Source organism: Qipengyuania intermedia (assembly GCF_019711615.1).
Classification (GTDB): domain Bacteria; phylum Pseudomonadota; class Alphaproteobacteria; order Sphingomonadales; family Sphingomonadaceae; genus Qipengyuania; species Qipengyuania intermedia.
This window is the reverse complement of the sequence record NZ_JAIGNS010000001.1, coordinates 954098-977969: the sequence shown is the minus strand read 5'-3', so window position 1 is coordinate 977969 and position 23872 is coordinate 954098. Positions and strand designations below refer to the sequence as shown.

Here is a 23872-nt window from a genome sequence, read left to right as displayed (position 1 = left end):
CTGTGACACCCTTTCCCTGGACAGACTTGCTCATCATCGCCGGGCTCATCATGCTCAACGGCGTTTTTGCCATGAGCGAACTCGCTATCGTTTCGGCGCGCACCGGGCGGCTGCAAGGCGCAGCCCAGCAAGGCAGCGCGGGCGCCAAAGCGGCCATCGCTTTGGCGGCGGATCCGGGCAAGTTCCTTTCGACCGTGCAGATCGGGATCACCCTGGTCGGCATCGTGGCAGGTGCATACTCCGGCGCCAGCCTCGGCGGTCCGGTCGGGGAGCGTCTCGCCGCCATCGGGCTACCCGCGGAATGGGCGCCTCAGGTCGGATTTGCCCTGGTGATCGCACTGACCACCTATTTCAGCCTCGTCATCGGGGAGCTGGTGCCGAAGCAGATCGCGCTGCGCGCTGCCGTGCCGATCGCCACGGCTATGGCGCTGCCGATGGCCTTCATCGCGAAGGTCGCCGCTCCGCTTGTGTGGCTTCTCGATACGTCCTCCAGCCTGATCATCCGCCTGCTCGGCGTACGCCCGGCCGGCCAGAGCGCCGTAACTGCGGAAGAACTGCACATGCTTTTCGCCGAAGCGACGCGAAGCGGGGTGATCGAGCACGAACAGCACCAGATGCTGTCCGGCGTGGTCCGCCTTGCCGAACGTCCCGTACGCGAAGTGATGACGCCGCGGACCGAAATCGACTGGATCGATATTGCCGCTGACGAGGAAGCTATTTCGAATCTCCTAGCGGAAAGTCCCCATTCGGTATGGCCCGTCGCGGACGGATCCCCCGACAAGGTCCTCGGCCTCGTGAGGGTACGCGAAATCCTGGCGGCACAAGTAGCCGGAGGTCCGGTGGTCCTGCAGGATCTCTTGCGCAAGGCTGAGGTCGTTCCGGACCAGCTCGATGCCGTGGATGCCCTGCGCGTCCTGCAGCAGGCCGATATCGCCATGGCCATGGTCCATGACGAATACGGCCATCTCGACGGGATCGTGACGCCGGTCGATCTCCTCACGGCAATCGTGGGCGACTTTGTAAGCGACCAGGATCCGGGCGATTCGCCCGGTATCGTGGAGCGTGCGGATGGTTCGCTGCTGGTGTCGGGTTCTCTGAGCGCCGATGCGCTCGCCGACAGGTTGGGCGTAGAATATGGCGAAGACCGCGAATTCGCGACCGTCGCCGGTTTCGTGCTCGCAGTGCTGAAGAAGCTACCCGCCGAGGGCGAGTGGTTTGAAGAGCAAGGCTGGCGCTTCGAGGTTATCGATCTCGACGAACGCCGGATCGACAAGCTCCTGGTCAGCGCACTGGACGGAGCAAAGGCTTCCGAAGACGACGGGGGCTGAAGCTTCCCGGACCGGGAAGCGTGATCAGCCCGGAATGACGGCCTGCGCCGTAGCACCGTCGCCTTCGGGCGCGGCCACGATATCGCGCGTCACGCTGCCCTTGGCGACCGTATTGGTGCCTTCGCTGCCGATCATGCTGCGAATGCCCGGCTCGGAAGAACCAGCACGGTCGAGGACCGAAGTTTCGACCGAGCTACGCGCAGCAGGTCCACCGAACAGGGCTTCGAGAGCCTGTTCCGCAGCCGTGCCTTCTGCCGGACGCGGAGCACCCGGTGCCGGCGGGACAAGATTGAAGTCCGGCGGAACGACCAGCGGAGCCTGGCGCTGCACGGCAAATTCGTCGGGACGTTCGCGATTGAGGAAACCGCCGCTGCCACAGGCTGCGAGCGTGCTTGCGGCGGCGCTCACCAGGGCGATGCGAGTGAAGGTATTCATGTATTGCTCTCCGCGGCGTCTGCCGTCTTGCCGTCCATCATGTCGTCGACTTCCTTGTCGCTCATGAAGAACGCGCGGGCAAGGATGATTACGACGCCGATGGTGATAGCGGCATCTGCGATGTTGAAAATGAGGAAGGGGCGGAAATCCCCGATGTGAAAGTCGGCATAGTCGAGGACATAGCCCAGTTCGTAGCGATCCTTGATATTCCCGAGCGCACCGCCGAGGATCAGGGAGAGGCCGAGAATGTCGCCAAGCAGCTTCTCACGGAACATCCATACCGTGACCAGCAGAGCGATCAGCGCCGTGACGCCGACGAGGAGCCACCGCGTTTCCGGACTTGTCGCCTCGAACATGCCAAGAGACACGCCGTAATTGTGGATGCGGTACAGGTCGAAGAACGGCAGCAGGTCCATCTTGTCGTGCTGCCTTTTCAGGCCGAGCGGGCCGTCGACCCACCATTTGACGACCTGGTCGGCCGCATAGATCGCAAACGCGATTGCCACGCCGATGAGGCGATTGCGTAGGACCGGGGTCATTCGCCCGCACTCCCGGCAGCGTCCATCTGCTCGATTACGTCGTCACAGCGATCGCACAGCGCGCCGTCCTCGGAAACCGAGGGCAGCAGGCGCCAGCAACGGCCGCATTTGGATTCGCCGGTTCGAGTGACAGTCACCATGTCGCTATCGCCGCGCGTCACTGACGCGGTGATGAACAGTTCGGCGAGGTCTTCGTCGCTGAAGCCTTCGGGCACGGCGCTGGCGGGAACGATGACGTCTGCTTCGAGGCTGGAGCGGATGGTCTTGTCACGGCGCAGCGGCTCGATCGCTTCGGTCACCCGCTCGCGCAATTCGCGCAAGGCATCCCAGCGGGCCCCGTCGGCAGTCACGCCTGGCACTGCGGGCCAGTCGAGCAGGTGCACGCTGCCGCCGTCGGGGTAACGCGTGGTCCATGCCTCTTCGGCGGTGAACACGAGCACCGGCGCGGCATAGCGGACCAGCGCATGGAACAGCAGGTCGAGCACCGTGCGATAAGCATTGCGCTTCACGCTATCCGGGCCGTCGCAATAGAGGCAGTCCTTGCGGATATCGAAATAGAACGCGGACAGGTCCTCGTTGCAGAATTCGACCAGCAGGCGCGTGTAGGTGTTGTAGTCGTAACTCTCGAGCGCGGCCTTCAGCTTGCCGTCGAGATCGGCGAGCAACGCGAGCACATAACGCTCCAGCTCGGGAATCTCGCCCACATCGCCCATGTCGCCGACGAACCCGTCGAGCGCGCCGAGAAGGTAACGGAACGTGTTGCGCAGGCGGCGGTACTGGTCGCCCACGCCTTTGAGGATTTCATCGCCGATGCGATGGTCTTCGGTGAAGTCGACGGAGAGCGCCCAGAGGCGGATGATGTCCGCGCCGTACTGTTCCATCACCTTCAGCGGGTCGATGGTGTTGCCGAGGCTCTTCGACATCTTCTTGCCCTGCTTGTCCATGGTGAACCCATGGGTCAGCACCGCGTCATAAGGGGCGCGTCCGCGGGTGGCGGAGCTTTCGAGCAGGCTCGACTGGAACCAGCCGCGATGCTGGTCGCTGCCTTCGAGATAGAGGTCGGCGGGCCAGCGCTGGTCGGGCCAGCGGTCGCCTTCGAGCGTAAACGCGTGGGTACAACCCGAATCGAACCAGACGTCGAGAATGTCGGTGACCATCTCGAACTCTGCCGGGTCGTGGTCGGCGCCGAGATATTCGGCCTTGCGGCTTTCGTCCCAGGCATCGACGCCCTGTTCGCGCACGGCTGCGACAACGCGGGCATTCACCTGCGGGTCTTGCAGATAGGAACCGTCGCTACGCACGAAGAGCGTGATCGGCACACCCCATGCGCGCTGGCGCGACAGCACCCAGTCGGGGCGGCCTTCGACCATGGAGCCGATGCGGCGGCGGCCTTTCTCGGGATAGAACTTCACCCGCTCGATCTCGCGCATGGCGATTTCGCGCAAGGTCGAATGGTCCTTGCTGGTGGCGAGCGCGATGGCAGCGCCGAAGCCTTCGGGCACAGCCACGTCGAAGTCGCCGGTGTCGAGCGGCTTGTCCATCGGCACGAACCACTGCGGCGTGCAGCGATAGATGACCTTCGCCTTCGAGCGCCAGCTGTGAGGGTAGGAGTGCTGGTAGTCGTCGCTGGCCGACAGCAGCGCACCCGCTTCGCGAAGGTCCGAGCAGATCGGTCCGTCGGGCGCATTGAAAGCCTTGTTGATGACCGCACGGCGGCGGTCATCGGATGCGCCCAGCCATTCCCAGTCGTCGCGATAGCGCCCGTCGCCCATGACTGCGAAGACCGGCTCGATGCCGTGCTCGCGGCAGAGCAGGAAGTCGTCCTCGCCATGGTCGGGCGACATATGGACGAGGCCCGTACCGCTGTCGGTGGTGACGAAATCACCTGCTAGCAGCGGACGCGGCTTGGCGTAGAACCCGCCGAGATGGTGCATCGGGTGGCGGGCGACGGTTCCGGCGAGTTCGCAGCCTTTGCCCGCCCAGCTGATGTAGAGATCATCTAATGTGATCCCTGCTGTCGGATCCACGCTGTCTTGCACCGCACGCCTCACACGTTCTGCAAAGACTTCGACCAGTTCAGTAGCAACGAGGAATGAATTATTCAGCAAAAAGTCGCAGTTGCGCATCCACCGGGCAAGTTCGTCCGAACCGTCCGGCAAGTCGACATCAATATCGAGGCTTACTGAAATACGCTGATACTCAACGTCCGGCCCATAGGCCAAAGCCTGGTTCACCGGGATCGTCCACGGCGTGGTGGTCCAGATCACCGCATGCGCGCCGACCAGTTCCTCAATCGGCGATTCCACGATCTCGAAAGCGACGTCGATCTGGGTCGAGGTGATGTCCTCATATTCGACCTCGGCTTCGGCCAGCGCGGTTTCTTCGACCGGCGACCACATCACCGGCTTCGATCCGCGATAGAGGTTTCCGGCTTCGGCAAACTTCATCAGCTCGGCAACGATGGTCGCCTCGCTTTCGAACTGCATGGTGAGATAGGGATTGTCGAAATCCGCCATCAGGCCGAGGCGCTTCAGCTGTTCGCGCTGAACGTCGACCCATTTCTGCGCATAGGCGCGGCATTCGGCGCGGAATTCGCTCGCTGGGATCGCATTCTTGTCGCGCTTCTTCTTGCGGAACTGTTCCTCCACCTTCCACTCGATCGGCAGGCCGTGGCAGTCCCAGCCGGGCACGAAGGGCGCGTCCTTGCCGAGCAGCGTCTGGCTGCGCACCACCATATCCTTGAGGATGCGGTTCAGCGCATGGCCGATATGCATGTCGCCATTGGCGTAGGGCGGGCCGTCGTGAAGGATGAACTTCTCGCGGTCCTTGCGGGCCTCGCGCAGCTCTTCGTAGAGATTTTGTTCCTGCCAGCGCGCAAGGATCTTCGGCTCCTTCTGGGGGAGGCCGGCCTTCATGGGAAAATCGGTCTTGGGAAGGAAGACCGTGTCTTTGTAATCGCGCTGTTCAGTCATTGCCGCGCGCGCTTAGTAGATGGCGCGCTTCCAAGCAATCTTTCTCCATCTGCGCGGTGAGCTCGTCCAGCGAATCGAACTTCGCCTCGCCGCGCAGGAAGTGATGGAAGGCCACTTCGATTTCCTGGCCATAAAGATCGCCGGAAAAATCGAAGAAATATGGCTCGAGCAATTCCTTGGGCGGCTCGAACTGGGGGCGGACCCCGATATTCGCCGCGCCGAGGAGTTCCTGGCCGGTCGAAAGGATTCGGCCCGTCACGGCGTAGATGCCGTATTTGGGACGCAAATAGTGTTCGATCGACAGGTTCGCAGTGGGATAGCCGATCGTCCGCCCGCGCTTGTCACCATGCTCGACAATCCCGCGGATCGCGAAGGGCCGGGTAAGCAGGCGTGCGGCTTCCTGTGGATCGCCCTCGCGCAGCGCCTCGCGCACGCGGCTGGAAGAGACTGGCTTGCCGCCATCGAGAACCGGCTGAGCAGCGCGTGCCTCGATCCCGACTTCCCTGCCGAGCGAGACGAGTTTGTCGAAATTGCCGCCGCGCGCCTTGCCGAAAGTGAAGTCTTCGCCGGTGACGACACCCGCCGCGCCGAGATGCTCGGCCAGCAGGACCTTCACGAAGTCTTCTGCGGTTGTCCCCGCCAACTCGCCGTCGAAGTGGAAGACCAGCATCGCGGTCGCACCGGCGGCAAGGTAAAGTTCCTGCCGCTGTTCCAGTGTGGTCAGGCGGAAAGGCGGGGCGTCCGGCTTGAAATGGCGGACCGGATGCGGATCGAAGGTCGCGATGATCGAGGGGCGGCCCTCTGCACGCGCCCAGTCGATCGCTTGCTTCGCGACGGCCTGGTGGCCGAGGTGGAACCCGTCGAAATTGCCGAGTGCGATGATCGCGCCGCGCAGGCTCTCGGGCAGCGGGTCCCTGTGGTCGAGGAACCTCATTGCGGCACCAGCCCTTCGCCGATCACGCGCAGCGCATTGCCGCCCATCACCGCGCGGATTTCCTCTTCGGAGAAACCTTCATCGAGCAGGGCCTGTGTGACCTGCGTCAGTTCGGAGGTGTCGAACCGCACGGTGACCGCGCCGTCATAGTCGCTGCCCAGCGCGACATGTTCGATCCCGACCAGATCTCGAATATGTTTCATCGCTTTCGCAGCGGCGCGAGGGGAAGTGTCGCAGACGGCGCCTTCCCAATAGCCGACGCCGATGATGCCGCCGGTCGCCGCGACACCGCGAATTTCATCGTCTGTCAGGTTGCGATTGACCTCGCAGGTCGCCTGCACGCCGCCATGGCTCGAGACCACGGGGCGGGTCGCCATGGCGAGGATCTCCGAAACGCACTGATGGCTGCAATGGGCGATATCCACGATCATTCCCATGGCCTCCATTCGGCGCACGGCTTCCCGGCCCATGTCGGTGAGGCCGCCCTTTTCGAGGCCATGCATCGAACCGGCCAGCTCGTTGTCGAAGAAGTGCGTGAGCCCCGCCATGCGCATTCCGGCAGCGTATAGCGTCTCGAGATTGTCGATGTCGCCTTCGAGGCTTTGCAAGCCTTCGGCGCTGAACAGGACGCCGATACGATTGTCCCTTGCGGCGCGAAGGCCAACGAGCCTGTCAAGGTCATTACTGCTATCGATCGAGACGAGGCGGTTCGGCGAGTTGGCAACCGCCCGATCCAGTTTTTGAGCGTGATAGAGCGAGCGTTCCAGCAGGCTCCCCCATGTCCTCACCGGCTGGAGCTGGGCGATTACAAGCGGTGTGATGTTGTCGGTATCCGCTCCATTGGCCTCGTAATTCTGGCCGCGCGGCGTCTTTGTGACGCTGGAAAAAATCTGCAGCGCGACGTTGCCCTGCTCAAGGCGAGCGAGATCGACATGCCCCCGGTCGCTACGCTCGAGAAGGTCCCGATCCCACAATAGCGTGTCCGAATGCAGATCGACGATAGTGAGGCTTTCATGAAGCGCTCTTGCTTCGTCGGAGACAGCGATCAACGGCTTCCCGTCAATCTTGTTCATGCCTCGCTCCACCATTGCGGGACCGAAGGCGAAGAACGCGGCTATCGCCAGAAGGACGGCGATCCCAAGGCCGATGATAATGCGCAGCTTCATTCCGACCGCTCGTAGGTCAGGAAGGAATAGGCGGGAGTGTCTGCCTGGGCATCGAAGTCCTCGCGTCCGGCGATTTCCCATTCAGGACCGAGCGGAGGCATGAAGACATCGCCATCGAAATCCTGGTGAATCTCCGTCAATTCTACCCGATCCGACAGAGGCAGGAAAACGTCGAATATCGCGGCACCGCCAATGACGGCAGCGCTCTCGCCTGCGATGGCAATCGCCTCTTCGGAAGAGCGCACCACTTCGGCGCCCGTTGAATCCCAGCGTTCTTTCCGGGTGAGGACGATGTGGCGCCGTCCGGGCAGAAGCCCGGGAAGGCTCTCAAAGGTCTTGCGACCCATGATCATCGGCTGGCCCATGGTGAGCGCCTTGAAGCGCTTCAGGTCTGCGGGCAGGTGCCAGGGCAATTGGCCATTCTTGCCGATCGCGCCATTGGCGGAGCGTGCATAGATACAGAACAGGCTCATGCGCGGGTCAGGCGGGTGAGATGGCCCATCTTGCGCCCTTCACGGACTTCCGATTTGCCGTAGTCGTGCAGGTGGGTGTCGGCATCCGCGAGAAATGCATGTGCACCCTCGATATCGCGGCCGATGATGTTGCGCATGTCGACAGCGCTGGCTGTGGTGCGCGTGTCGCCGAGGGGCAGTCCCGCAACGGCTCTGATGTGGTTCTCGAACTGGCTGGTTGCCGCGCCCTCGATGGTCCAGTGGCCGGAATTGTGCACCCGGGGTGCCATCTCGTTGAAGATGGGCCCTTCGTGAGTTGCAAAGAATTCGAGCGTCAGCACGCCGACGTAGCCAAGGGCATCGGCCACCTGTCCAGCCAGCTTGCGTGCCCGCTCTACCTGAGGTTCGACCGCTTCTCCGGCCGGAAGGTAGGACGCTGCGAGAACACCGCTTTCATGCACGTTGCGCGAACTGTCCCAGAAACGGATTTCGCCATCCTGAGCCCGCACGAGGATGACCGAAAACTCGGCATCGAATTCCACGAAACCTTCATAGATCGCGGGGACATCGGGGAGTTTGAGGGCGGCGGCATCGCGGCCCGACATGATGCGCCACTGGCCCTTGCCGTCATAACCGTCGCGGCGGGTCTTCACGATGCCGGGCGCGCCAAGCCGGTCGGTCGCCGCTTCGAGATCGCTCTGGGAATCGATCTTCGCATAGGCCGCCGGCTTGCCACCCAGCCCCTCGATAAACCTTTTCTCGTTGAGGCGGTCCTGCGCCGTTTCGAGAGCCTTGGGGTCGGGGAATATCTTGTCGGAAGGAAATGCCCGGGCGGTCGCGACCGGCACGTTCTCGAATTCCCAGGTGACGACGTCGCAACGCGCGGCGAATGCCGCCAGAGCAGCCTGGTCGTCCCAGCGATTGGTGAAGAAGTCCTCGCAGACCTCGGCAGCGACGTTATCGCCTTCCGGCGAATAGCCGATGCAGCGATATCCGAGCTGGGTCGCGGCGACGGCCATCATCCGGCCGAGTTGGCCCCCTCCCAGGATACCGATCGTCGAGCCCCGCTTCAGCATCAGTCTTCCGGCCGCTCTGTGACGGCATCGCTGCGCGCCTGGCGCCAGGCCTTGAGCCGTGCTGCTAGCGCGGTGTCCCCGTTGGCCAGAATTGCCGCAGCCAAAAGGCCGGCATTTGTGGCTCCCGCTTCGCCAATTGCGAGAGTGCCGACCGGGACGCCTGCAGGCATCTGCACGATTGAGAGAAGGCTGTCCTCTCCGGACAAGGCCCTGGACTGGACCGGGACGCCGAGGACGGGAATGTGGGTCAGGGCCGCGATCATGCCGGGAAGGTGAGCCGCGCCGCCTGCCCCTGCGATGATGACATGAAAACCATCGGCCTCTGCGGCCTTGGCGAAATCGTACATCCGGTCCGGTGTCCGGTGGGCGGAGACGATCCGCACATCGGTCTCCACACCCAGTTCCTCCAGCACTTCGGCTGCGCAGGTCATAGTCTTCCAGTCCGACTGGCTCCCCATGACAATTGCGACCTTTGCCCCCATGATCAGCTGTCCTTCAGATAATAGCGTTCGCCCGAAACCTGCGTGCCGTCGAATTCGTAGATGATCGGCTGGCCGGTCGGTATTTCCAGTCCGGTAATCTCGTCGTCGGAAATGCCGGACAGGTGCTTGACCAAGGCGCGCAGGCTGTTGCCATGGGCCGAGATGATGACCGTCTCGCCCTTGCCCAGCTGCGGGAGGATGGCTTCTTCCCAATATGGGAGCACGCGCTCGATCGTCAGCTTGAGGCTTTCGGTGCGCGGCACGTCGATACCGGCGTAGCGCGGGTCACCGGAGAGGTCGAATTTGCTGCCCGCCTCGAGTTCGGGCGGCGGGACATCGAAGCTGCGGCGCCAGATATGCACCTGCTCGTCACCGTGCTTCTCGCGGGTTTCCTGCTTGTCGAGGCCGGTCAGCCCACCATAATGCCGTTCGTTGAGGTGCCAGTCGCGCGTCACCGGGATCCAGAGGCGGTCGCAGGCCTCGAGCGCGATATTCAGCGTCTTGATCGCGCGTTTCTGGACCGAAGTGAAAGCGGTCGTGGGCAATACGCCCTTGGCTTTCATCAACTCACCGGCTTCGCGCGCTTCCGTTTCGCCCTTCTCGGTTAGGTCGACATCCCACCAGCCGGTGAACCGGTTGGCGAGGTTCCACTCGCTCTGGCCGTGACGGACGAGGATCAGCTTGGACATGGGCGCTCCCTGTTTCCCTAGGAGCACTGCGCGTTAGCGGTCTGTGTCGGGCTTGGAAACCCCGTCTGCATCCGATTCGCGGATTTCCCGCGCCTGTCCCTTGCGGCGGCGCAGATTCTCGCGAAGTTTCGCGGCAAGCCGCTCTTCGCGGGTCATCTTGTCGTTTGGCTGGCTCATCGCGCAATCCTTTTGCGAAATTCGGTTCGGCTCGCAAGCTAAGGTTGACTTATCCGCCGTGTCTGCCAATAGCGCGCGCCTCCACCCCGCAAGCATTCTTGCGGAGGATCCGTGCTGCTGTAGCTCAGTGGTAGAGCGCACCCTTGGTAAGGGTGAGGCCGGGAGTTCAATCCTCCCCAGCAGCACCATTTTCTTCTTCTGATCCGTGAACGCCGGTCGCCACGCGCCCGGCTCAGCCTATCAACGCCAACAAGCGGGTTGCACATTGCCACCCATCGCGGCACTCCCCCTTTCGAGGGAGAGATTAATGGATTTCCGCCTGACCGACCAGCAGCGCGAACTTCAGGACGCGGCACGCACCTTCGCTCGCAAGGAATTGCCGGAGCTCGCGCGCGAAATGGAGGAGAAGGATTTCTCCGTCCCGCCCGAAATGATGCGTCGCTATGGCGAGATGGGCTTTCTGGGCGTCAACCTGCCGGAAGAATATGGCGGTCTGGGGCTGGGCCATCTCGAGGCACTGCTGGTGCTCGAACAATTCGCTATGATCTCCAACGCCGTCGCCTTCCCGGTATTCGAAGCACTGGTCGGACCCGTTCGGACCTTGGAGCGATTCGGAAGCGATGCGATCAAGGTTAAGGTGATCCCGCAGGTCGTTTCAGGCGAGGCGACGGTGGCCGTTTCCATGTCGGAACCCGATGCCGGAACGGCGCTCACAGACCTCACCACCCGCGCAAGGGACGAGGGCAGCCACTACCATCTCGACGGCAACAAGCGATGGACCAGCGGCGCGGGGCATGCGCGCTATTACGTCGTTTACACGAGGCTTTCCAAAGCCCCGGGGGCGAAGGGTATCGGCGCATTGCTGGTCGACAAGGAAATGGAAGGCGTGAGCTTCGGCAAGCGCGAGCAGTTGATGGGCTTTCGAGGTATCGAAACGCGGGACATCACCTTCGACAGCGTCAAGGTGCCCAAGGAAAACGAGATCGTCCCCGCCGGCGGTTTCGGGAAATTGATGAGCGCGTTCGGGCTGGAGCGGTGCGGCAATGCCACGCAGTCGCTCGGGCTTGCTGCGGCCGCGCTGGAGCAGGCGACCGAATATGTGCAGGAGCGAGAGGCGTTCGGGAAACCGATCGTCGATTTCCAGGCGGTACAGATGCGGTTGGCGGAAATGGCGATGCAGGTCGAAGCGTCGCGCCTGCTGATCTATCGCGCTGCGGCCAATGCGGAGCATAATCCCGATGGGCTGCCGAGCGTATACGAAAGCTCGACCGCGAAATGTTTTGCCAACGACATCGTGCGTAGCGTGACCGCCAATGGAATGCAGGTCATGGGCGGCTATGGCTACCACAAGGAATACGGCATGGAGCAGCGCGTTAGGGACGGGTTCGCCTGGGGAATAGCGGGTGGAACCACCGATGTGCAGAAAACGAATATTGCGGCAGCCATCGTCGGGCGACGCTTCGATCAAAGGCGTTGATAGCCGGCGCTGTATTGCTTAGGCATAACGGCATGGAAGACACGACGGAGCTGACCGAGCTCGATCCGCGCTACAAGACGATGATGCGCCTCGTTGCGGCGATTTTTGCGGTCGTCTTGCTCGCAGGGGCCAGCATTGCGGAATTCGTGATACCGGGCTGGACCGGTGTGGTCTGGGGTCCGGTCCTGCTGGTCGTATTGTACCTCGTCGTCTGGCTGCCGATGCGCCGATATGCGACGCGCGGCTATTCCCTTGCAGAAGAAAGGCTGCGTGTGGTGCGCGGCGTGCTGTTTCGCTCGGATACAGTTGTGCCTTTCGGCCGGGTGCAGCACATCGATGTCGACCAAGGTCCGCTTGAGCGCGCGTTTCATCTTGCGACCCTTACGGTTCACACGGCGGGCAGTCACAATTCCTCCGTATCGCTTCCCGGACTCGCCCATGAAGACGCCATGATGATGCGGGAGCAAATCCGCGCCGCCATCCGCCGTGACACGCAATGACGGGCGACTTTCGCGAACCGAAGCGAACCGATCCGCGCACCTTTCTGGTGGAGGCGGTCAGCTACATAATTCGTTTCATTCCGGCCGCGGCCGCGCTCTTCGTCGTCATGCGCGACGAACTGGACAGGCTGTCGTTTGCCTTGCCGGTGCTCGGCCTGCTGTTCGTCGGCAATCTGGTGGCACAGTACCTACAATGGACAAGGCTGACCTACGCTACCGGCGATGCCGACATCCGGGTCGAGAAGGGCCTGTTGTCCCGCGCCGCCAGGTCGGTTCCTTACGAGCGCATCCAGGATGTGAGCATCGAACAGAAGCTGCTTCCCCGGCTTTTCGGGCTCGTCGCAGTGAAGTTCGAGACCGGGGCGGGCGGCAAGGAGGACCTCTCGCTTGCCTATCTTTCCGAAGCGGAAGGGGAGCGGCTGCGGGAAGTCGTGAGAGAGCGGCGCGACGAGGGTGTGCCTCAGGCCTTGTCCGAAGTTCCGCAAGCCGATTCCGAACAGAGCAGTGCACCGCTCTTCCAGATGGGACCGAAGCGGGTCCTTACATTCGGACTGTTCGAATTTTCGCTGGCTGTGGTCGCAGTGATCGGCGGTCTGGCACAGCAGTTCGAGTTCCTGCTTCCCTTCGATCTCTGGGATCTCGACCTCTGGCAGGAAAGGTTGGCAGGGCCGGGCCAGCAATTGGCCGGGCTTGGCCCCCTGGCACAAGCGATCGGCGTCATGATCGGGGTAGCGACTCTCGCAGTTCTCGGTTTCGCAACCGGGATTGTGCGCACGGCGCTGCGCGAGTGGGATTTTCGCCTCGATCGCACGCCGAAGGGCTTTCGCCGCCGCCGCGGATTGTTGACCCGCACCGATCTCGTCATGCCCGTGCACAGGGTTCAGGCGCTGAGGCTGGAAACGGGATTCCTGCGCAGATTGTTCGGCTGGCACGGGCTCAAGGTTATTAGCCTTGCGAGTGACAGCGGCGCGGCCAATCACGCAGCCGCGCCGTTCGCGCAGATGGACGAAATCGCACCTATCGTTGCGGAGACCGGCTTCGCGCTACCGGGGAGCGACATCACCTGGCACCGCGCCATGGACCGGTATCGCCTCGACAAGATGATCCTCGCCAGCGTGGCACTCTTGCCGGTCACTATTGCAGCGATCTTCATTACCCCGTCGTGGCAATGGCTCATCCCCGCGATCGCGCTCGCATGGATCATCGCGCATCACTGGTGGCGTTGGCGCCATGATCGTCATGCGCTCGATGCGACCCAACTTTATTCGAGGCACGGCTGGTTCACGCCAAGCCTTGCGATCGGATCGCGCACCAAACTGCAGTCGGTCGAGATCGTCCAAGGGCCGATAGCCCGTCGTCGGGGCTATGCGAGCCTCCTTCTGGGTCTCGCGGGAGGCAATCTGCGCGTCCACGGCATGCCGGTGGGTGAAGCAAGAGCCTGGCGCAACGCTATCCTGGACAGCATCGGCAAGACGGACTTTTCCGATCTGCTGGAGGCGCGTGTTGAACCGCTCTAGGCGCGCAAATCCGATAGCTCCGGATGTTTTTTGAAATACCCTTCGACGTATGAACAATCCGGCGCGATCCGGAAATTTTGCTGTTTTGCGTCCTCGATCATCGCCTTGACCAGCTGGGCGGCAAAGCCTTTGCCGCGCGCTTCCGGCGGGACGAAGGTGTGGGTGGCGTGGCGCACGTCACCGTCCGCGCGCCAGGTCAGCTCCGCTTCCCTCCCGGCACCCTTTACGGGTGTGAAGTAGCGGCCTTGAGTCTCGTCGCCCTCGTGCTGGATTTGGATCGTATCGCTCACGCAGATTTCCTTTCTGTGCAAGCAACGCCGTGCGCGCTAGAGGCGTTCCCCTATGACGAGCCAGGCCCAGTTTCTCTCCGACAATGCAGCCAGCGTCCACCCGGCGATCTGGGATGCCCTACGTGCCGCCGATGCGAGCGATGCCCCGTATGACGGCGATGCACACAGCGCTTCGCTCGACGAAAAGTTTTCCGCGCTGTTCGGTCGCGATTGCGAAGTCCTTTGGGTGGCAACGGGTACGGCCGCCAATTGCCTCGCGCTGGCGACCATTGTCCAGCCGCACGGCGGGGTCGTGTGCCACGAAGAGGCACATATCGAAATGGACGAGGGCGGTGCGCCGGGTTTCTACCTGCACGGCGCGAAATTGCTTCTGGGCCAAGGTGATGGCGCAAAGTTGTCGCCCGACAGCATTCGCGCGGTAATCGATCCGATCCGCGACGATGTGCACCAGGTCCAGCCGCACGCGATTTCCATTACCCAGGCGAGCGAATACGGACGCGTCTACCGGCCCGAGGAACTGGCCGCCATTTCCGCTCTCGCGAAGGAACGCGGGCTTGGGCTTCACATGGATGGTGCGCGGTTCGCCAATGCGGTTGCGTTTCTCGATGTTTCGGCCGCGGAAGCCGCTGGTGATGTGGATGCGCTCAGCTTCGGCTTCGTCAAGAACGGCGGAATGACCGCAGAGGCTATCGTATTCTTCGATCAGGGACTGGCCGATGTCGCGCGGTATCGCCGCAAGAGCGCGGGCCACCTGCAGAGCAAGGGACGCTATCTCGCGGCCCAGCTTCACGCCATGCTCGACGGTGATGTCTGGCTCCACAATGCCCGCTCGGCAAATGCCGCCGCACAGGAAATTGCCGGAGCTTGCAGGGAGCGACTGATGCACGCTGTCGAGGCGAACGAGGTCTTCGTGCGCTGCAGTGCTGCAGAGCGCCAGGCGCTCAGGGCACGTGGGTTCGGCTTTTACGACTGGGGCGATGATGCGGCGCGGTTCGTCACTGCGTGGAATACCCGCGAAGAAGACGCGCGGGCGCTCGCATCGGCGATTTCCGGCCTATGAGCGCTTCGGCGGGTGAGACGACCCTGCTGCGCTGGCGCATCGTCATCCCCTTCCTCCTCACCGGCATGATCTGGGGTTCGACCTGGTGGGTGATCACCGACCAGATCGACGGGGCCGCGCCCAGCTGGTCGGTGGCGGTACGTTTCGCAATTGCGACCCCTGCCATGTTCCTGCTGGCCCGCGTCATGGGTCGGTCGCTGGCGATAGGCAGGAACGGCCACATCCTCGCAATTGCGATCGGGATCGCCCAGTTCTGTGCGAACTTCAACTTCGTCTACCGGGCCGAGCTCCACCTGACTTCCGGCATCGTCGCGGTCATGTTCACGATGCTGATCGTGAGCAATGCCGCATTCGGATGGTGGCTCCTTGGGCAAAAGATCACCCGCGGCTTCGTCGTGGGAACTGTCGTCGCACTGTCGGGCATCGCCCTGCTGCTCATCCACGAAGCAGGATTGAACCCGCTGGGCGGCAGCATCCCGCTCGGAATTCTGTGGGCCGTATTCGGTATTTTTGCCGCAAGTATCGCGAATGTCGTGCAGGCCAACGAGACCGGCCGCGCGCTGCCGATGGTCTCCTTGCTGGCATGGGCGATGCTCTACGGGACCTTGGCCGATTTTGCCCTTGCCTGGTTCACCGCCGGACCGCCGCAGCTTCCCGACCGGCAGAGCTTCTGGGTTGGTATCGGCTGGCTGGCACTGGCCGGTAGCGTCGTAACCTTTCCGCTCCACTATACCCTTGTGCGCGAGATCGGGGCAGGCAGGGCAGCCTATAACGGTATCGTGACCGTCATCGTGGCGATGCTCCTTTCGACGCTGTTCGAAGATTACCGGTGGACCACGCAGACCGTGATCGGCGCGGTGCTGGCGCTGATCGGCCTCGTCATTGCCCTGCGCGCCCGGCAAACACCGCCACCGGCGTTAAAGCAGGCTGCCTAGCCCTTCGCGATAAGTCGGATAGCGAGGCTTCCAGTCCAGCACCCGCTTGGCCTTACCATTCGCGACCCGGCGGTTCTCGGCATAAAATCCGCGAGCCATGGGCGAGAGGTCTGCTTCCTCCATCGACACCAAGGGTGGCGGTTCGGTCCCTAGTATGCGGCACGCCTCCTCGATCACCGCATTCTGGCTCGTGGGCAGGTCGTCTGCGAGATTGTAGGCGCCCGCCGGCGCGCCTTTCTCGATGGCGGCGACGACACCCGAGGCGATGTCTTCCACATGCACACGGCTGAAAACCTGTCCGGGCAGATCGATGCGGTGGGCTTTGCCTTCGCGCACCCTCTCGAAAGCGCTGCGTCCGGGGCCGTATATGCCGGGAAGGCGGAAGATCCGTGCGTTGTGCTCCAACCACCGTGCATCGCACTGGGCACGCGCCGTGCGGCGCCCACCGCCGGTCGGGGTGCTTTCATCGACCCAGGCACCCCTTGTATCTCCGTACACCCCGGTGGACGACAGATAGCCCAGCCACTTGCCTCCCAGCGCGTGTCCGTATCGATCCAGCACAGGATCCATGCCGTCGGCGGGCGGCACCGAACTCAGGACATGGCTGGCCGAACCCAAGGAGCTGATCACTGCATCTGTATCGTCGAACGCGACATCGCCCGCGCTTCCGGTGGCATCGATCTGCCAGCCGGAACCGCGCATCGCTTGCGCAATTCGTCCCGCCGTGTAGCCGAGACCGAAGATGAACAATCGAGCCATCGGCGCGTTCTAGCGTAAAGGTTTCAGATTCACAGGATGAACATGGATATAGCACGCACTCCCTCGAGCCCTGACGGCAACATCGAAATGGCGGATGCAGCCGTGGAGCCGCACGATCCGCCCGAGATCAGGCGCGAGGATTATCGTCCTTTCCCCTGGATGGTGCCTGAGACCCGTCTCGAGTTCGACCTCGGCCTCGAGAGCACCCGCGTCAGATCGCGCCTTACGGTCGCGCGCAATGCCAAGGCCGATGCCTCGCCGACAATCAGGCTGAATGGCGATGGCTTGATCCCGACAAGTGTGAAGATCGACGGGGAACCGACGCGAGCCTACACCATGGATGGCGACGATCTCGTATTGACGCTTCCCGGCGAAGCGCATGAGATCGCAATCGAGACCGAGATCGATCCGTCCTCCAACACGCAGCTGATGGGCCTTTACGCCTCGAACGGAATGCTCTGCACGCAGTGCGAATCTGAAGGCTTCCGGCGGATAACCTTTTTCCCCGACCGGCCCGATGTGCTCAGCACCTTCACCGTCCGGATGAGCGGTGCGAAGGACCAGTTCCCTATCCTGCTGTGCAACGGCAACCGGACCGACGAAGGAGAGGACGGCGACACTCACTGGGCAGAATGGCACGACCCCTGGCCCAAACCGTCCTACCTCTTTGCCTTGGTGGCTGGCGACCTTGTCGCCCGCAGCGATAGCTTCACCACCATGAACGGCCGCGAAGTCGAACTGAACGTGTGGGTTCGCGACGGCGACCTGCCTCGGACAGAGCACGCGATGGAGAGCCTCAAGCGCTCGATGAAATGGGACGAGGAGGCCTTCGGGCGCGAATACGATCTTGACCTGTTCAACATCGTTGCGGTTTCGGACTTCAACATGGGCGCCATGGAGAACAAGGGCCTCAACGTCTTCAATACGAAATACGTGCTGGCCGATCCCGAAACCGCGACCGACGGCGACTTCGATGCGGTCGAGGGCGTTATCGGTCACGAATACTTCCACAACTGGTCGGGCAACCGCATCACCTGCCGCGACTGGTTCCAGCTCTCGCTCAAGGAAGGCTTCACCGTTCTGCGCGACCAGCTCTTCAGCCAGGACATGGGCAGCGAGCCGGTAAAGCGGATCGAGGATGTCCGCATCCTCCGCCTAGCCCAGTTCCCGGAGGATTCGGGGCCTCTGGCGCATCCGATCCGCCCGGACAGCTATCGCGAAATAAGCAATTTCTACACGGCGACAGTCTACAACAAGGGCGCCGAGGTCATTCGCATGATGCGCACGATGGCCGGAGAAGAGGCCTTCCGCAAAGGCACGGACCTGTATTTCGACCGTCACGACGGCGAGGCGGCGACCTGCGAGGATTTCGTCCGCTCGATCGAGGATGGCGCGGGGCTCGACCTGAAACAGTTCCGCCTGTGGTATTCGCAGGCCGGGACCCCGAAAGTCTCGGTCGAGCTGACGCACGAAGGCGAGGAAGCGGTGCTGAAGCTTCGCCAGACCGTCCCGCCGACGCCCGGCCAGCCGGACAAGAAGCCGATGCCGATCCCGCTGAAGCTGGCTCTTTTCGACCAGCAGACCGCGTCGCACAGCGGCGAGCAGCTGATCGTGCTCGACACCGAATCGGCAGAACACCGGTTCGATGGCTTCGCCAACAAACCAGTCCTCTCCATCAATCGGGGCTTTTCGGCGCCGGTCACGATCGACCGTGCGATCGATCGCGAGGATCTCGTGTTCCTTGCAGCCTCCGATGACGATCCCTTTGCGCGCTACGAGGCCATGCAGGATCTGATGGTCCGGCACCTGGTCGCCGCAGTCGCTGGCAAGCTTTCCGAAGAGGAGCGAAACCGCGGCGGCGCGAGTATCGCCGAAGCCATGGGTGCCATCCTTGCCGATCCGGACATCGACGACCTGATGCGAGGCGAGCTGATGAGCATGCCAAGCCAGACCTACATCACAGAACAGATGGAGCTCGCCGACCCGGGTCTCATCCATGCCGAGCGCGAGCGGCTCAAGGCCCTTGTCGGTAGCCAGCTTTCGGAGCCACTGCATCGGCTCTACGAACGGGCCGAACAGGTCCCGTTCTCGCTCGATGCAGAGGCCAAGGGCGCGCGCAAGCTGAAAACCATGGTGCTTGCCTATGCGGCAGCCAGCGATCCCGAAAAGGCGGCCGAACTGGCGGCTCACCAATATGACCGGGCAGACAACATGACCGACAGGCAGGGCGCGCTCATGGTGCTCACCGGTCTCGAGGGCGTGGAGCGGACCAACAAGCTGCTCGATTTCTACAACCGCTATGAAGGCAATGCCCTCGTGATCGATAAGTGGTTCGCATTGCAGGCATCTTCGCTTCACCCGAAGGTGGTCGAGCATGTAAAGGCCTTGGCCGACCATCCCGATTTCACCCTGCGAAATCCGAACCGGGTGCGGTCGCTCTATATGGCGTTTGCCGGAAACCCACAGGGGTTCCACGCGGCCAGCGGCGAGGGCTACCGGATGATCGGCGACCTCATCCTCGAGCTCGATCCGATCAACGCGCAAACGGCTGCGCGCTTCGTTCCGCCGCTTGGACGCTGGCGGAAGGTCGAACCGCAGCGGGCGGCCCTCATGCGCGAGCAGCTCGAGCGGATCGCCAAGGCCGAGAAGCTGTCGCGCGATACCTACGAGCAGGTGTCCAGAAGCCTGGCTGATTAAGGCGAAGCGCGTGGCGGATCCTCATGACTTGGTGCGATCCGACGATCTCGAAATCGCCCATGGTTTCCTCACCGGACCCCAATCGGACAGGCGAGAGCTGGGTCGGATCGGGGGTGATGCACCGACCGCTTTGCTCAAGCAGGTGCATTCCGCAGACTGCATAATTGTCGATAGCGATTTCGATTTCGAGAGCCGGCCCAAGGCGGATGCGATGGTGACCGGGGAGACGGATATTCGCCTGGCGATCGTGACCGCCGACTGTGCGCCGGTATTGCTCCATGATGCCGACGCGGGGGTCATCGGTGCGGCCCACGCCGGCTGGCGCGGTGCGCATGGCGGGGTGCTTGAGAATACAGTCGCGGCGATGGAGGCACTCGGTGCCAGACCGGCTCGCATCTCCGCTGCGATCGGCCCGTGCATCGCCCAGGCCAGTTACGAGGTCGACGATGCTTTTCGGGTGAAGTTCGAAAGCGCCGCGCATCGATTTTTCGAGGTCGGTCGCGAAGGGCACTGGCAGTTCGATCTGGAGGGCTACACGGCGTGGCGACTGTCACTCGCAGGGGTAGAGGTTATCGATCGATTATCGCTCGACACCTATGCGCTCGAATCGCGGTTTTACTCCTATCGCCGGTCGACACATCGCGGAGAGCCGACCGAAGGACGCCAGTTCAGCGCAATCTGCCTGACGGGATAGTTGCACAAAGCCGAACTCGTCTGGCCAAAATGGCGGTTGGCAAGGGGGCGCAATAAGGCTAGAGGCCCGGACCAAACCGGGACACCGGGGGCTTTCGCACAGGCTTTTTCGCCTCGGGCATTGCCCGCACCGGGTTTCCGGGCAACGGATCGCAATTCTTTCACGTCGTCTGCCAACCCAGGCATTCGACCCGCAAGGCAGGCAAGGCAACGCGCTGATGGCAGACACAACTGCAACCGCTTCCACTGAAACCGTAGTAAAGACCGATGACGGAATCCGTCGTCGCGACTTCCTCGACATCGCCGCAATCGGCGCTGCAGGCGTGGGCGGTGTTTTCATCGTCTACCCGCTGGTCAGCCAGATGGCTCCGTCGAAGGATGTTCTCGCAGCCAGCTCGACCGAAGTGGACGTGTCGAGCATCGAGCCGGGGCAGGCTATCAAGGCGGTCTTCCGCAAGCAGCCGCTGTTTGTGAAGCGTCTGACCGATGCGGAAATTGCCGCGGCCAATGCCACAGCGACAGGTTCGCTCCGTGATCCGCAGAGCCTAGAAGACCGCACCAAAGAAGGTCACCGCGACATCCTCGTCACAATGGGCGTCTGCACCCACCTCGGCTGTGTGCCGCTTGGCGCCGCTGAAGGCGAAGTGAAGGGCGAGTTTGGCGGCTATTTCTGCCCCTGCCACGGTTCGCATTACGATACTGCCGGTCGTATCAGGAAGGGTCCGGCCCCGACGAACCTCGAAGTGCCGGAGTACGAGTTCACCTCGGACACGGTTATCCAGGTCGGTTGAGCTAGAAGACGAGAGACACAGACATGAGCTTTCCCTGGGCACGCGAATATCAGCCGAGCAACGGCTTCACCCGCTTCCTCGACGAGAAGCTGCCGCTTCCGCGCCTCGTCTACAATGCGGTCGGCGCCGGTTACCCGGTCCCGCGCAACCTTTCCTATTTCTGGAATTTCGGCGTTCTCGCCGGCTTCTTCCTCGTGCTGCAGATCGTCACCGGCGTCGTGCTGGCGATGCACTACGCAGCGAACGCCCAGGTCGCCTTTGCGACGACCGAGCACATCATGCGCAACGTCAACTGGGGCTGGATGATGCGCTATGCCCACGCGAATGGGGCGAGCTTCTTCTTCATCGTCGTCTACATGCACATCTTCCGCGGCCTGTTCTATTCGAGCTACAAGGCCCCGCGCGAGATGATCTGGCTGCTGGGCGTCGTCATCTTCCTGCTCATGATGGCTACCGCCTTCATGGGCTACGTCCTTCCCTGGGGCCAGATGAGCTTCTGGGGTGCCAAGGTCATTACCGGCCTGTTCGGCGCAATCCCGCTGGTCGGCGAACCGATCCAGATATGGCTGCTCGGCGGCTTCGCCCCCGACAACGCCGCCCTGAACCGCTTCTTCTCGCTGCACTTCCTGCTGCCCTTCGTGATCGCCGGTGTGGTCATCCTCCACATCTGGGCGCTGCATATCCCGGGTTCCTCGAACCCGACGGGCGTCGAGGTGAAGAGCGAAAGCGACACGGTTCCGTTCCACCCGTACTACACGGCCAAGGACGGTTTCGGCCTCGGCGTGGTCCTCCTCGCCTATTTCGCGATGGTCTTCTTCCTGCCCAACGCACTCGGCCACCCGGACAACTATATCGAAGCGAACCCGCTTTCGACGCCGGCGCACATCGTTCCGGAATGGTATTTCTGGCCGTTCTACGCGATCCTGCGCGCCTTCACCGTCGACTTCATCCTTCCGGCCAAGCTGTGGGGTGTTATCGCGATGTTCGCCTCGATCCTGCTGTGGTTCTTCCTGCCCTGGCTGGACAAGTCGCCGGTTCGTAGCGGCCATTACCGTCCGCTGTTCCGCAAGTTCTTCTGGTTCGGCCTGATCCCGACGATGATCGTCCTGTTCATCTGCGGCGGCGCACCGGCTGAAGAGCCCTATGTGATGCTCAGTCAGATCGCCACGGCGTACTACTTCCTGCACTTCCTGGTGATCCTCCCGATCATCAGCAGTGTCGAAAAGCCCGAACCCTTGCCTTATTCGATCACCGAGGCGGTGCTCGGTTCGGACAAGAAGGCCGTGCTCGGCGAAAACACGACGCCGGCCGTCTAAGCGATACGAGAAAGATCTTCAGGTCATGACCAAACTTCTCAGCGTCCGCCTCGTAGCCATCCTGGTTGGCCTCGGCTTCGCATTTGTTGCACTCTTCGCATTCGTCATCGGCGCATATAACGCCGCCACGGAAGAGGCTGCCGGCCACGTGCCCTACGAAAAGCCGATGGACATCGCCTTCTCGTTCGACGGGCCTTTCGGTAAATGGGACAAGGCCCAGCTCCAGCGCGGCCTCAAGGTTTACGACGAAGTCTGCTCGGCATGTCACAGCCTCAAGTTCGTAGCCTTCCGTAACCTGGAAGACCTCGGCTACGACGAAGGCCAGGTGAAGGCATACGCGGCCTCCAAGCAGGTGCCGGGGATCGACCCGAACACCGGCGAGGCGACCACTCGCCCAGGCTTGCCTACCGACTACTTCCCGTCGCCCTATCCGAACGCCGTGGCTGCTGCCGCTGCCAACAACAATGCGATCCCGCCGGACCTTTCGCTGATCACGAAAGCACGCGGTGACGGTACGAACTACGTTGCGTCGCTGCTGATGGGCTACCAGGCGCCTTCGGAAGAGCTCCTGGCAGAACATCCCGAAGCCGCTCCAGGTCCGGGCCTGCACCACAACCCGTACTTCCCGAACCTTAACCTGGCCATGGCCGCGCCGCTGACGACCGACGGCCAAGTGACCTACGACGACGGTACGGAAGCCACGATCGAACAGATGTCGAAGGACGTTGCCGCCTTCCTGACTTGGACTGCGGAACCGACCCTGGTGAAGCGCAAGCAGACCGGTTGGCCGGTACTTATCTTCCTCCTTTTCGCGACGATCCTCGCCTACATGTCGAAGCAGCAGATCTGGGCGGCAGTGAAGCCCAAGAAAAACTGATCGAGGATTTCTCGCTCTTGCTTGAACGCCCCTGCCATCGAAGCGATGGTGGGGGCGTTTTCCTTTGTGTCACCGTCAGTCAAAAGGCGCGCCATGTCACCTGAAGAACTGAAGTCGCTCGTCAGGACAATCCCGGACTTTCCGAAATCGGGCATACAGTTTCGCGATATCACGACCTTGATCGGTCACGGCGAGGGGTTCCGAGCAAGTGTGGAATGGCTTTCGGCCCAAGTATCGAAAGGGCCGGTCGATGCGATCGCGGGAATGGAGGCGCGCGGCTTCATCTTTGGTGCCGCCGTGGCTGCCGCCCTCGGCAAGCCCTTCATTCCGATCCGCAAGCCCGGCAAATTGCCCATCGCCACCATCGGCGTCGATTATGCGCTGGAGTATGGCAGCGACCGGCTCGAAATGGACCCCGAGGCGATCGGCGAAGGAGCGCGTGTCGCCATCGTCGATGACCTGCTTGCCACCGGCGGGACGGCGTGCGCGGCGACAGATCTGCTGCGCAAGGCTGGCGCACAGGTTTCGGCGGCCAGCTTCATCATCGATCTGCCGGACCTGGGCGGGGCGGAAAAGCTTCGCGATTGCAAAGTCGAGGTCTCTTCGCTCATGCAGTTCGATGGAGATTAGCGTCGAAATTCAATGAAATTTGGAAATAGTCGGGCTTTCGGGCATTGAGGGCGGGAAGGCCTTTCAATGAAGGCCGACTG

The 23872-nt window shown here is 62.3% G+C and carries 24 protein-coding genes and 1 tRNA gene; 13 read left to right on the top strand and 12 right to left on the bottom strand.

What is annotated here, in order from left to right; all coding sequences use genetic code 11:
* Window positions 1-2: 2 nt before the first annotated feature.
* A complete protein-coding gene (locus tag K3179_RS04830; protein ID WP_221562712.1) occupies window positions 3-1328 on the top strand; it encodes a hemolysin family protein in 1326 nt (441 codons plus the stop codon).
* 24 nt (window positions 1329-1352) lie between these two features.
* On the opposite strand, the gene K3179_RS04825 is transcribed toward K3179_RS04830, so the two are convergent.
* Genes K3179_RS04825 through K3179_RS04780 form a run of 10 tightly spaced genes read right to left on the bottom strand, consistent with a single transcriptional unit; the run spans window position 1353 to window position 10250 of the window.
* Window positions 1353-1763, bottom strand: a complete 411-nt coding sequence (locus K3179_RS04825) for a DUF3035 domain-containing protein (RefSeq protein WP_221562711.1) — start codon at window positions 1761-1763, stop codon at window positions 1353-1355.
* Window positions 1760-2302, bottom strand: a complete 543-nt coding sequence (gene lspA, locus K3179_RS04820; protein ID WP_221562710.1) for a signal peptidase II — start codon at window positions 2300-2302, stop codon at window positions 1760-1762. Before lspA ends, K3179_RS04825 begins: the two co-directional genes overlap by 4 nt.
* Window positions 2299-5274: an isoleucine--tRNA ligase gene (gene ileS, locus K3179_RS04815; RefSeq protein WP_221562709.1), complete on the bottom strand. Its 2976-nt coding sequence runs from the start codon at window positions 5272-5274 to the stop codon at window positions 2299-2301. Before ileS ends, lspA begins: the two co-directional genes overlap by 4 nt.
* The gene (locus tag K3179_RS04810; protein WP_221562708.1) at window positions 5267-6208 is read right to left on the bottom strand and encodes a bifunctional riboflavin kinase/FAD synthetase; all 942 of its coding nucleotides are present in this window, start codon (window positions 6206-6208) and stop codon (window positions 5267-5269) included. The genes ileS and K3179_RS04810 overlap by 8 nt, the downstream gene beginning before the upstream one ends.
* Window positions 6205-7374 carry a dipeptidase gene (locus K3179_RS04805; protein WP_221562707.1) on the bottom strand — a complete coding sequence of 390 codons (1170 nt, stop codon included), beginning with the start codon at window positions 7372-7374 and terminating at the stop codon, window positions 6205-6207. The genes K3179_RS04810 and K3179_RS04805 overlap by 4 nt, the downstream gene beginning before the upstream one ends.
* Complete coding sequence (locus K3179_RS04800; protein WP_221562706.1) at window positions 7371-7847, bottom strand: dihydrofolate reductase; 477 nt, start codon at window positions 7845-7847, stop codon at window positions 7371-7373. The genes K3179_RS04805 and K3179_RS04800 overlap by 4 nt, the downstream gene beginning before the upstream one ends.
* The gene (locus K3179_RS04795; RefSeq protein ID WP_221562705.1) at window positions 7844-8902 is read right to left on the bottom strand and encodes a 5-(carboxyamino)imidazole ribonucleotide synthase; all 1059 of its coding nucleotides are present in this window, start codon (window positions 8900-8902) and stop codon (window positions 7844-7846) included. Before K3179_RS04795 ends, K3179_RS04800 begins: the two co-directional genes overlap by 4 nt.
* Window positions 8902-9384, bottom strand: a complete 483-nt coding sequence (gene purE / locus K3179_RS04790) for a 5-(carboxyamino)imidazole ribonucleotide mutase (RefSeq protein ID WP_160596010.1) — start codon at window positions 9382-9384, stop codon at window positions 8902-8904. Before purE ends, K3179_RS04795 begins: the two co-directional genes overlap by 1 nt.
* A 2-nt stretch (window positions 9385-9386) precedes the next feature.
* Complete coding sequence (gpmA, locus tag K3179_RS04785) at window positions 9387-10073, bottom strand: 2,3-diphosphoglycerate-dependent phosphoglycerate mutase (protein ID WP_221562704.1); 687 nt, start codon at window positions 10071-10073, stop codon at window positions 9387-9389.
* 33 nt (window positions 10074-10106) lie between these two features.
* Window positions 10107-10250 carry a hypothetical protein gene (locus tag K3179_RS04780; RefSeq protein WP_199800157.1) on the bottom strand — a complete coding sequence of 48 codons (144 nt, stop codon included), beginning with the start codon at window positions 10248-10250 and terminating at the stop codon, window positions 10107-10109.
* A gap of 113 nt (window positions 10251-10363) precedes the next feature.
* Between K3179_RS04780 and K3179_RS04775 the strand changes: the two genes are divergently transcribed.
* The 4 genes from K3179_RS04775 (at window position 10364) to K3179_RS04760 (ending at window position 13744) form a co-directional block, all read left to right on the top strand.
* A tRNA-Thr gene (locus K3179_RS04775) sits at window positions 10364-10438 on the top strand.
* Between the two features lie 119 nt (window positions 10439-10557).
* On the top strand, window positions 10558-11727 hold the full coding sequence (locus K3179_RS04770) for an acyl-CoA dehydrogenase family protein (RefSeq protein WP_221562703.1): 1170 nt from the start codon (window positions 10558-10560) through the stop codon (window positions 11725-11727).
* Window positions 11728-11759: 32 nt separating this feature from the next.
* On the top strand, window positions 11760-12227 hold the full coding sequence (locus K3179_RS04765; protein ID WP_221562702.1) for a PH domain-containing protein: 468 nt from the start codon (window positions 11760-11762) through the stop codon (window positions 12225-12227).
* A complete protein-coding gene (locus K3179_RS04760; RefSeq protein WP_221562701.1) occupies window positions 12224-13744 on the top strand; it encodes a PH domain-containing protein in 1521 nt (506 codons plus the stop codon). Before K3179_RS04765 ends, K3179_RS04760 begins: the two co-directional genes overlap by 4 nt.
* Here K3179_RS04760 and K3179_RS04755 read toward each other — a convergent pair.
* A complete protein-coding gene (locus tag K3179_RS04755; protein WP_221562700.1) occupies window positions 13741-14034 on the bottom strand; it encodes a GNAT family N-acetyltransferase in 294 nt (97 codons plus the stop codon). The two genes, K3179_RS04760 and K3179_RS04755, sit on opposite strands and share 4 nt — an antisense overlap.
* 52 nt (window positions 14035-14086) lie before the next feature.
* Between K3179_RS04755 and K3179_RS04750 the strand changes: the two genes are divergently transcribed.
* Entirely contained in the window at window positions 14087-15094 is a 1008-nt protein-coding gene (locus tag K3179_RS04750; protein ID WP_221562699.1) for a threonine aldolase family protein, read from the top strand.
* A complete protein-coding gene (locus tag K3179_RS04745; protein WP_221562698.1) occupies window positions 15091-16029 on the top strand; it encodes a DMT family transporter in 939 nt (312 codons plus the stop codon). Before K3179_RS04750 ends, K3179_RS04745 begins: the two co-directional genes overlap by 4 nt.
* On the opposite strand, the gene K3179_RS04740 is transcribed toward K3179_RS04745, so the two are convergent.
* A complete protein-coding gene (locus K3179_RS04740) occupies window positions 16012-16788 on the bottom strand; it encodes a Rossmann-fold NAD(P)-binding domain-containing protein (RefSeq protein WP_221562697.1) in 777 nt (258 codons plus the stop codon). The genes K3179_RS04745 and K3179_RS04740 overlap by 18 nt on opposite strands.
* Before the next feature lie 42 nt (window positions 16789-16830).
* On the opposite strand from K3179_RS04740, the gene pepN reads away from it, so the two are divergent.
* The 6 genes from pepN to K3179_RS04710 all read left to right on the top strand — a co-directional run bounded on the left by pepN (window position 16831) and on the right by K3179_RS04710 (window position 23792).
* Window positions 16831-19485 carry an aminopeptidase N gene (gene pepN / locus K3179_RS04735; RefSeq protein WP_221562696.1) on the top strand — a complete coding sequence of 885 codons (2655 nt, stop codon included), beginning with the start codon at window positions 16831-16833 and terminating at the stop codon, window positions 19483-19485.
* Between the two features lie 10 nt (window positions 19486-19495).
* Window positions 19496-20179 carry a peptidoglycan editing factor PgeF gene (gene pgeF / locus K3179_RS04730; protein WP_221562695.1) on the top strand — a complete coding sequence of 228 codons (684 nt, stop codon included), beginning with the start codon at window positions 19496-19498 and terminating at the stop codon, window positions 20177-20179.
* A 217-nt stretch (window positions 20180-20396) separates the two neighbouring features.
* Window positions 20397-20969 carry a ubiquinol-cytochrome c reductase iron-sulfur subunit gene (petA, locus tag K3179_RS04725; RefSeq protein ID WP_221562694.1) on the top strand — a complete coding sequence of 191 codons (573 nt, stop codon included), beginning with the start codon at window positions 20397-20399 and terminating at the stop codon, window positions 20967-20969.
* Between the two features lie 23 nt (window positions 20970-20992).
* Complete coding sequence (locus tag K3179_RS04720) at window positions 20993-22285, top strand: cytochrome b (RefSeq protein WP_100260173.1); 1293 nt, start codon at window positions 20993-20995, stop codon at window positions 22283-22285.
* A gap of 25 nt (window positions 22286-22310) precedes the next feature.
* A complete protein-coding gene (locus tag K3179_RS04715; protein ID WP_221562693.1) occupies window positions 22311-23162 on the top strand; it encodes a cytochrome c1 in 852 nt (283 codons plus the stop codon).
* A 93-nt stretch (window positions 23163-23255) separates the two neighbouring features.
* A complete protein-coding gene (locus tag K3179_RS04710) occupies window positions 23256-23792 on the top strand; it encodes an adenine phosphoribosyltransferase (protein WP_221562692.1) in 537 nt (178 codons plus the stop codon).
* The last annotated feature ends 80 nt before the right edge of the window (window positions 23793-23872 follow it).

What these genes read in the sequence shown, in the direction of transcription:
- K3179_RS04825 (WP_221562711.1), bottom strand. Translation starts at nt 1,763, where the DNA reads ATGAATACCTTCACTCGCATCGCCCTGGTGAGCGCCGCCGCAAGCACG.
- lspA (WP_221562710.1), bottom strand. Translation starts at nt 2,302, where the DNA reads ATGACCCCGGTCCTACGCAATCGCCTCATCGGCGTGGCAATCGCGTTT.
- ileS (WP_221562709.1), bottom strand. Translation starts at nt 5,274, where the DNA reads ATGACTGAACAGCGCGATTACAAAGACACGGTCTTCCTTCCCAAGACC.
- K3179_RS04810 (WP_221562708.1), bottom strand. Translation starts at nt 6,208, where the DNA reads ATGAGGTTCCTCGACCACAGGGACCCGCTGCCCGAGAGCCTGCGCGGC.
- K3179_RS04805 (WP_221562707.1), bottom strand. Translation starts at nt 7,374, where the DNA reads ATGAAGCTGCGCATTATCATCGGCCTTGGGATCGCCGTCCTTCTGGCG.
- K3179_RS04800 (WP_221562706.1), bottom strand. Translation starts at nt 7,847, where the DNA reads ATGAGCCTGTTCTGTATCTATGCACGCTCCGCCAATGGCGCGATCGGC.
- K3179_RS04795 (WP_221562705.1), bottom strand. Translation starts at nt 8,902, where the DNA reads ATGCTGAAGCGGGGCTCGACGATCGGTATCCTGGGAGGGGGCCAACTC.
- purE (WP_160596010.1), bottom strand. Translation starts at nt 9,384, where the DNA reads ATGGGGGCAAAGGTCGCAATTGTCATGGGGAGCCAGTCGGACTGGAAG.
- gpmA (WP_221562704.1), bottom strand. Translation starts at nt 10,073, where the DNA reads ATGTCCAAGCTGATCCTCGTCCGTCACGGCCAGAGCGAGTGGAACCTC.
- K3179_RS04780 (WP_199800157.1), bottom strand. Translation starts at nt 10,250, where the DNA reads ATGAGCCAGCCAAACGACAAGATGACCCGCGAAGAGCGGCTTGCCGCG.
- K3179_RS04770 (WP_221562703.1), top strand. Translation starts at nt 10,558, where the DNA reads ATGGATTTCCGCCTGACCGACCAGCAGCGCGAACTTCAGGACGCGGCA.
- K3179_RS04765 (WP_221562702.1), top strand. Translation starts at nt 11,760, where the DNA reads ATGGAAGACACGACGGAGCTGACCGAGCTCGATCCGCGCTACAAGACG.
- K3179_RS04760 (WP_221562701.1), top strand. Translation starts at nt 12,224, where the DNA reads ATGACGGGCGACTTTCGCGAACCGAAGCGAACCGATCCGCGCACCTTT.
- K3179_RS04750 (WP_221562699.1), top strand. Translation starts at nt 14,087, where the DNA reads ATGACGAGCCAGGCCCAGTTTCTCTCCGACAATGCAGCCAGCGTCCAC.
- K3179_RS04745 (WP_221562698.1), top strand. Translation starts at nt 15,091, where the DNA reads ATGAGCGCTTCGGCGGGTGAGACGACCCTGCTGCGCTGGCGCATCGTC.
- K3179_RS04740 (WP_221562697.1), bottom strand. Translation starts at nt 16,788, where the DNA reads ATGGCTCGATTGTTCATCTTCGGTCTCGGCTACACGGCGGGACGAATT.
- pepN (WP_221562696.1), top strand. Translation starts at nt 16,831, where the DNA reads ATGGATATAGCACGCACTCCCTCGAGCCCTGACGGCAACATCGAAATG.
- petA (WP_221562694.1), top strand. Translation starts at nt 20,397, where the DNA reads ATGGCAGACACAACTGCAACCGCTTCCACTGAAACCGTAGTAAAGACC.
- K3179_RS04720 (WP_100260173.1), top strand. Translation starts at nt 20,993, where the DNA reads ATGAGCTTTCCCTGGGCACGCGAATATCAGCCGAGCAACGGCTTCACC.
- K3179_RS04715 (WP_221562693.1), top strand. Translation starts at nt 22,311, where the DNA reads ATGACCAAACTTCTCAGCGTCCGCCTCGTAGCCATCCTGGTTGGCCTC.
- K3179_RS04710 (WP_221562692.1), top strand. Translation starts at nt 23,256, where the DNA reads ATGTCACCTGAAGAACTGAAGTCGCTCGTCAGGACAATCCCGGACTTT.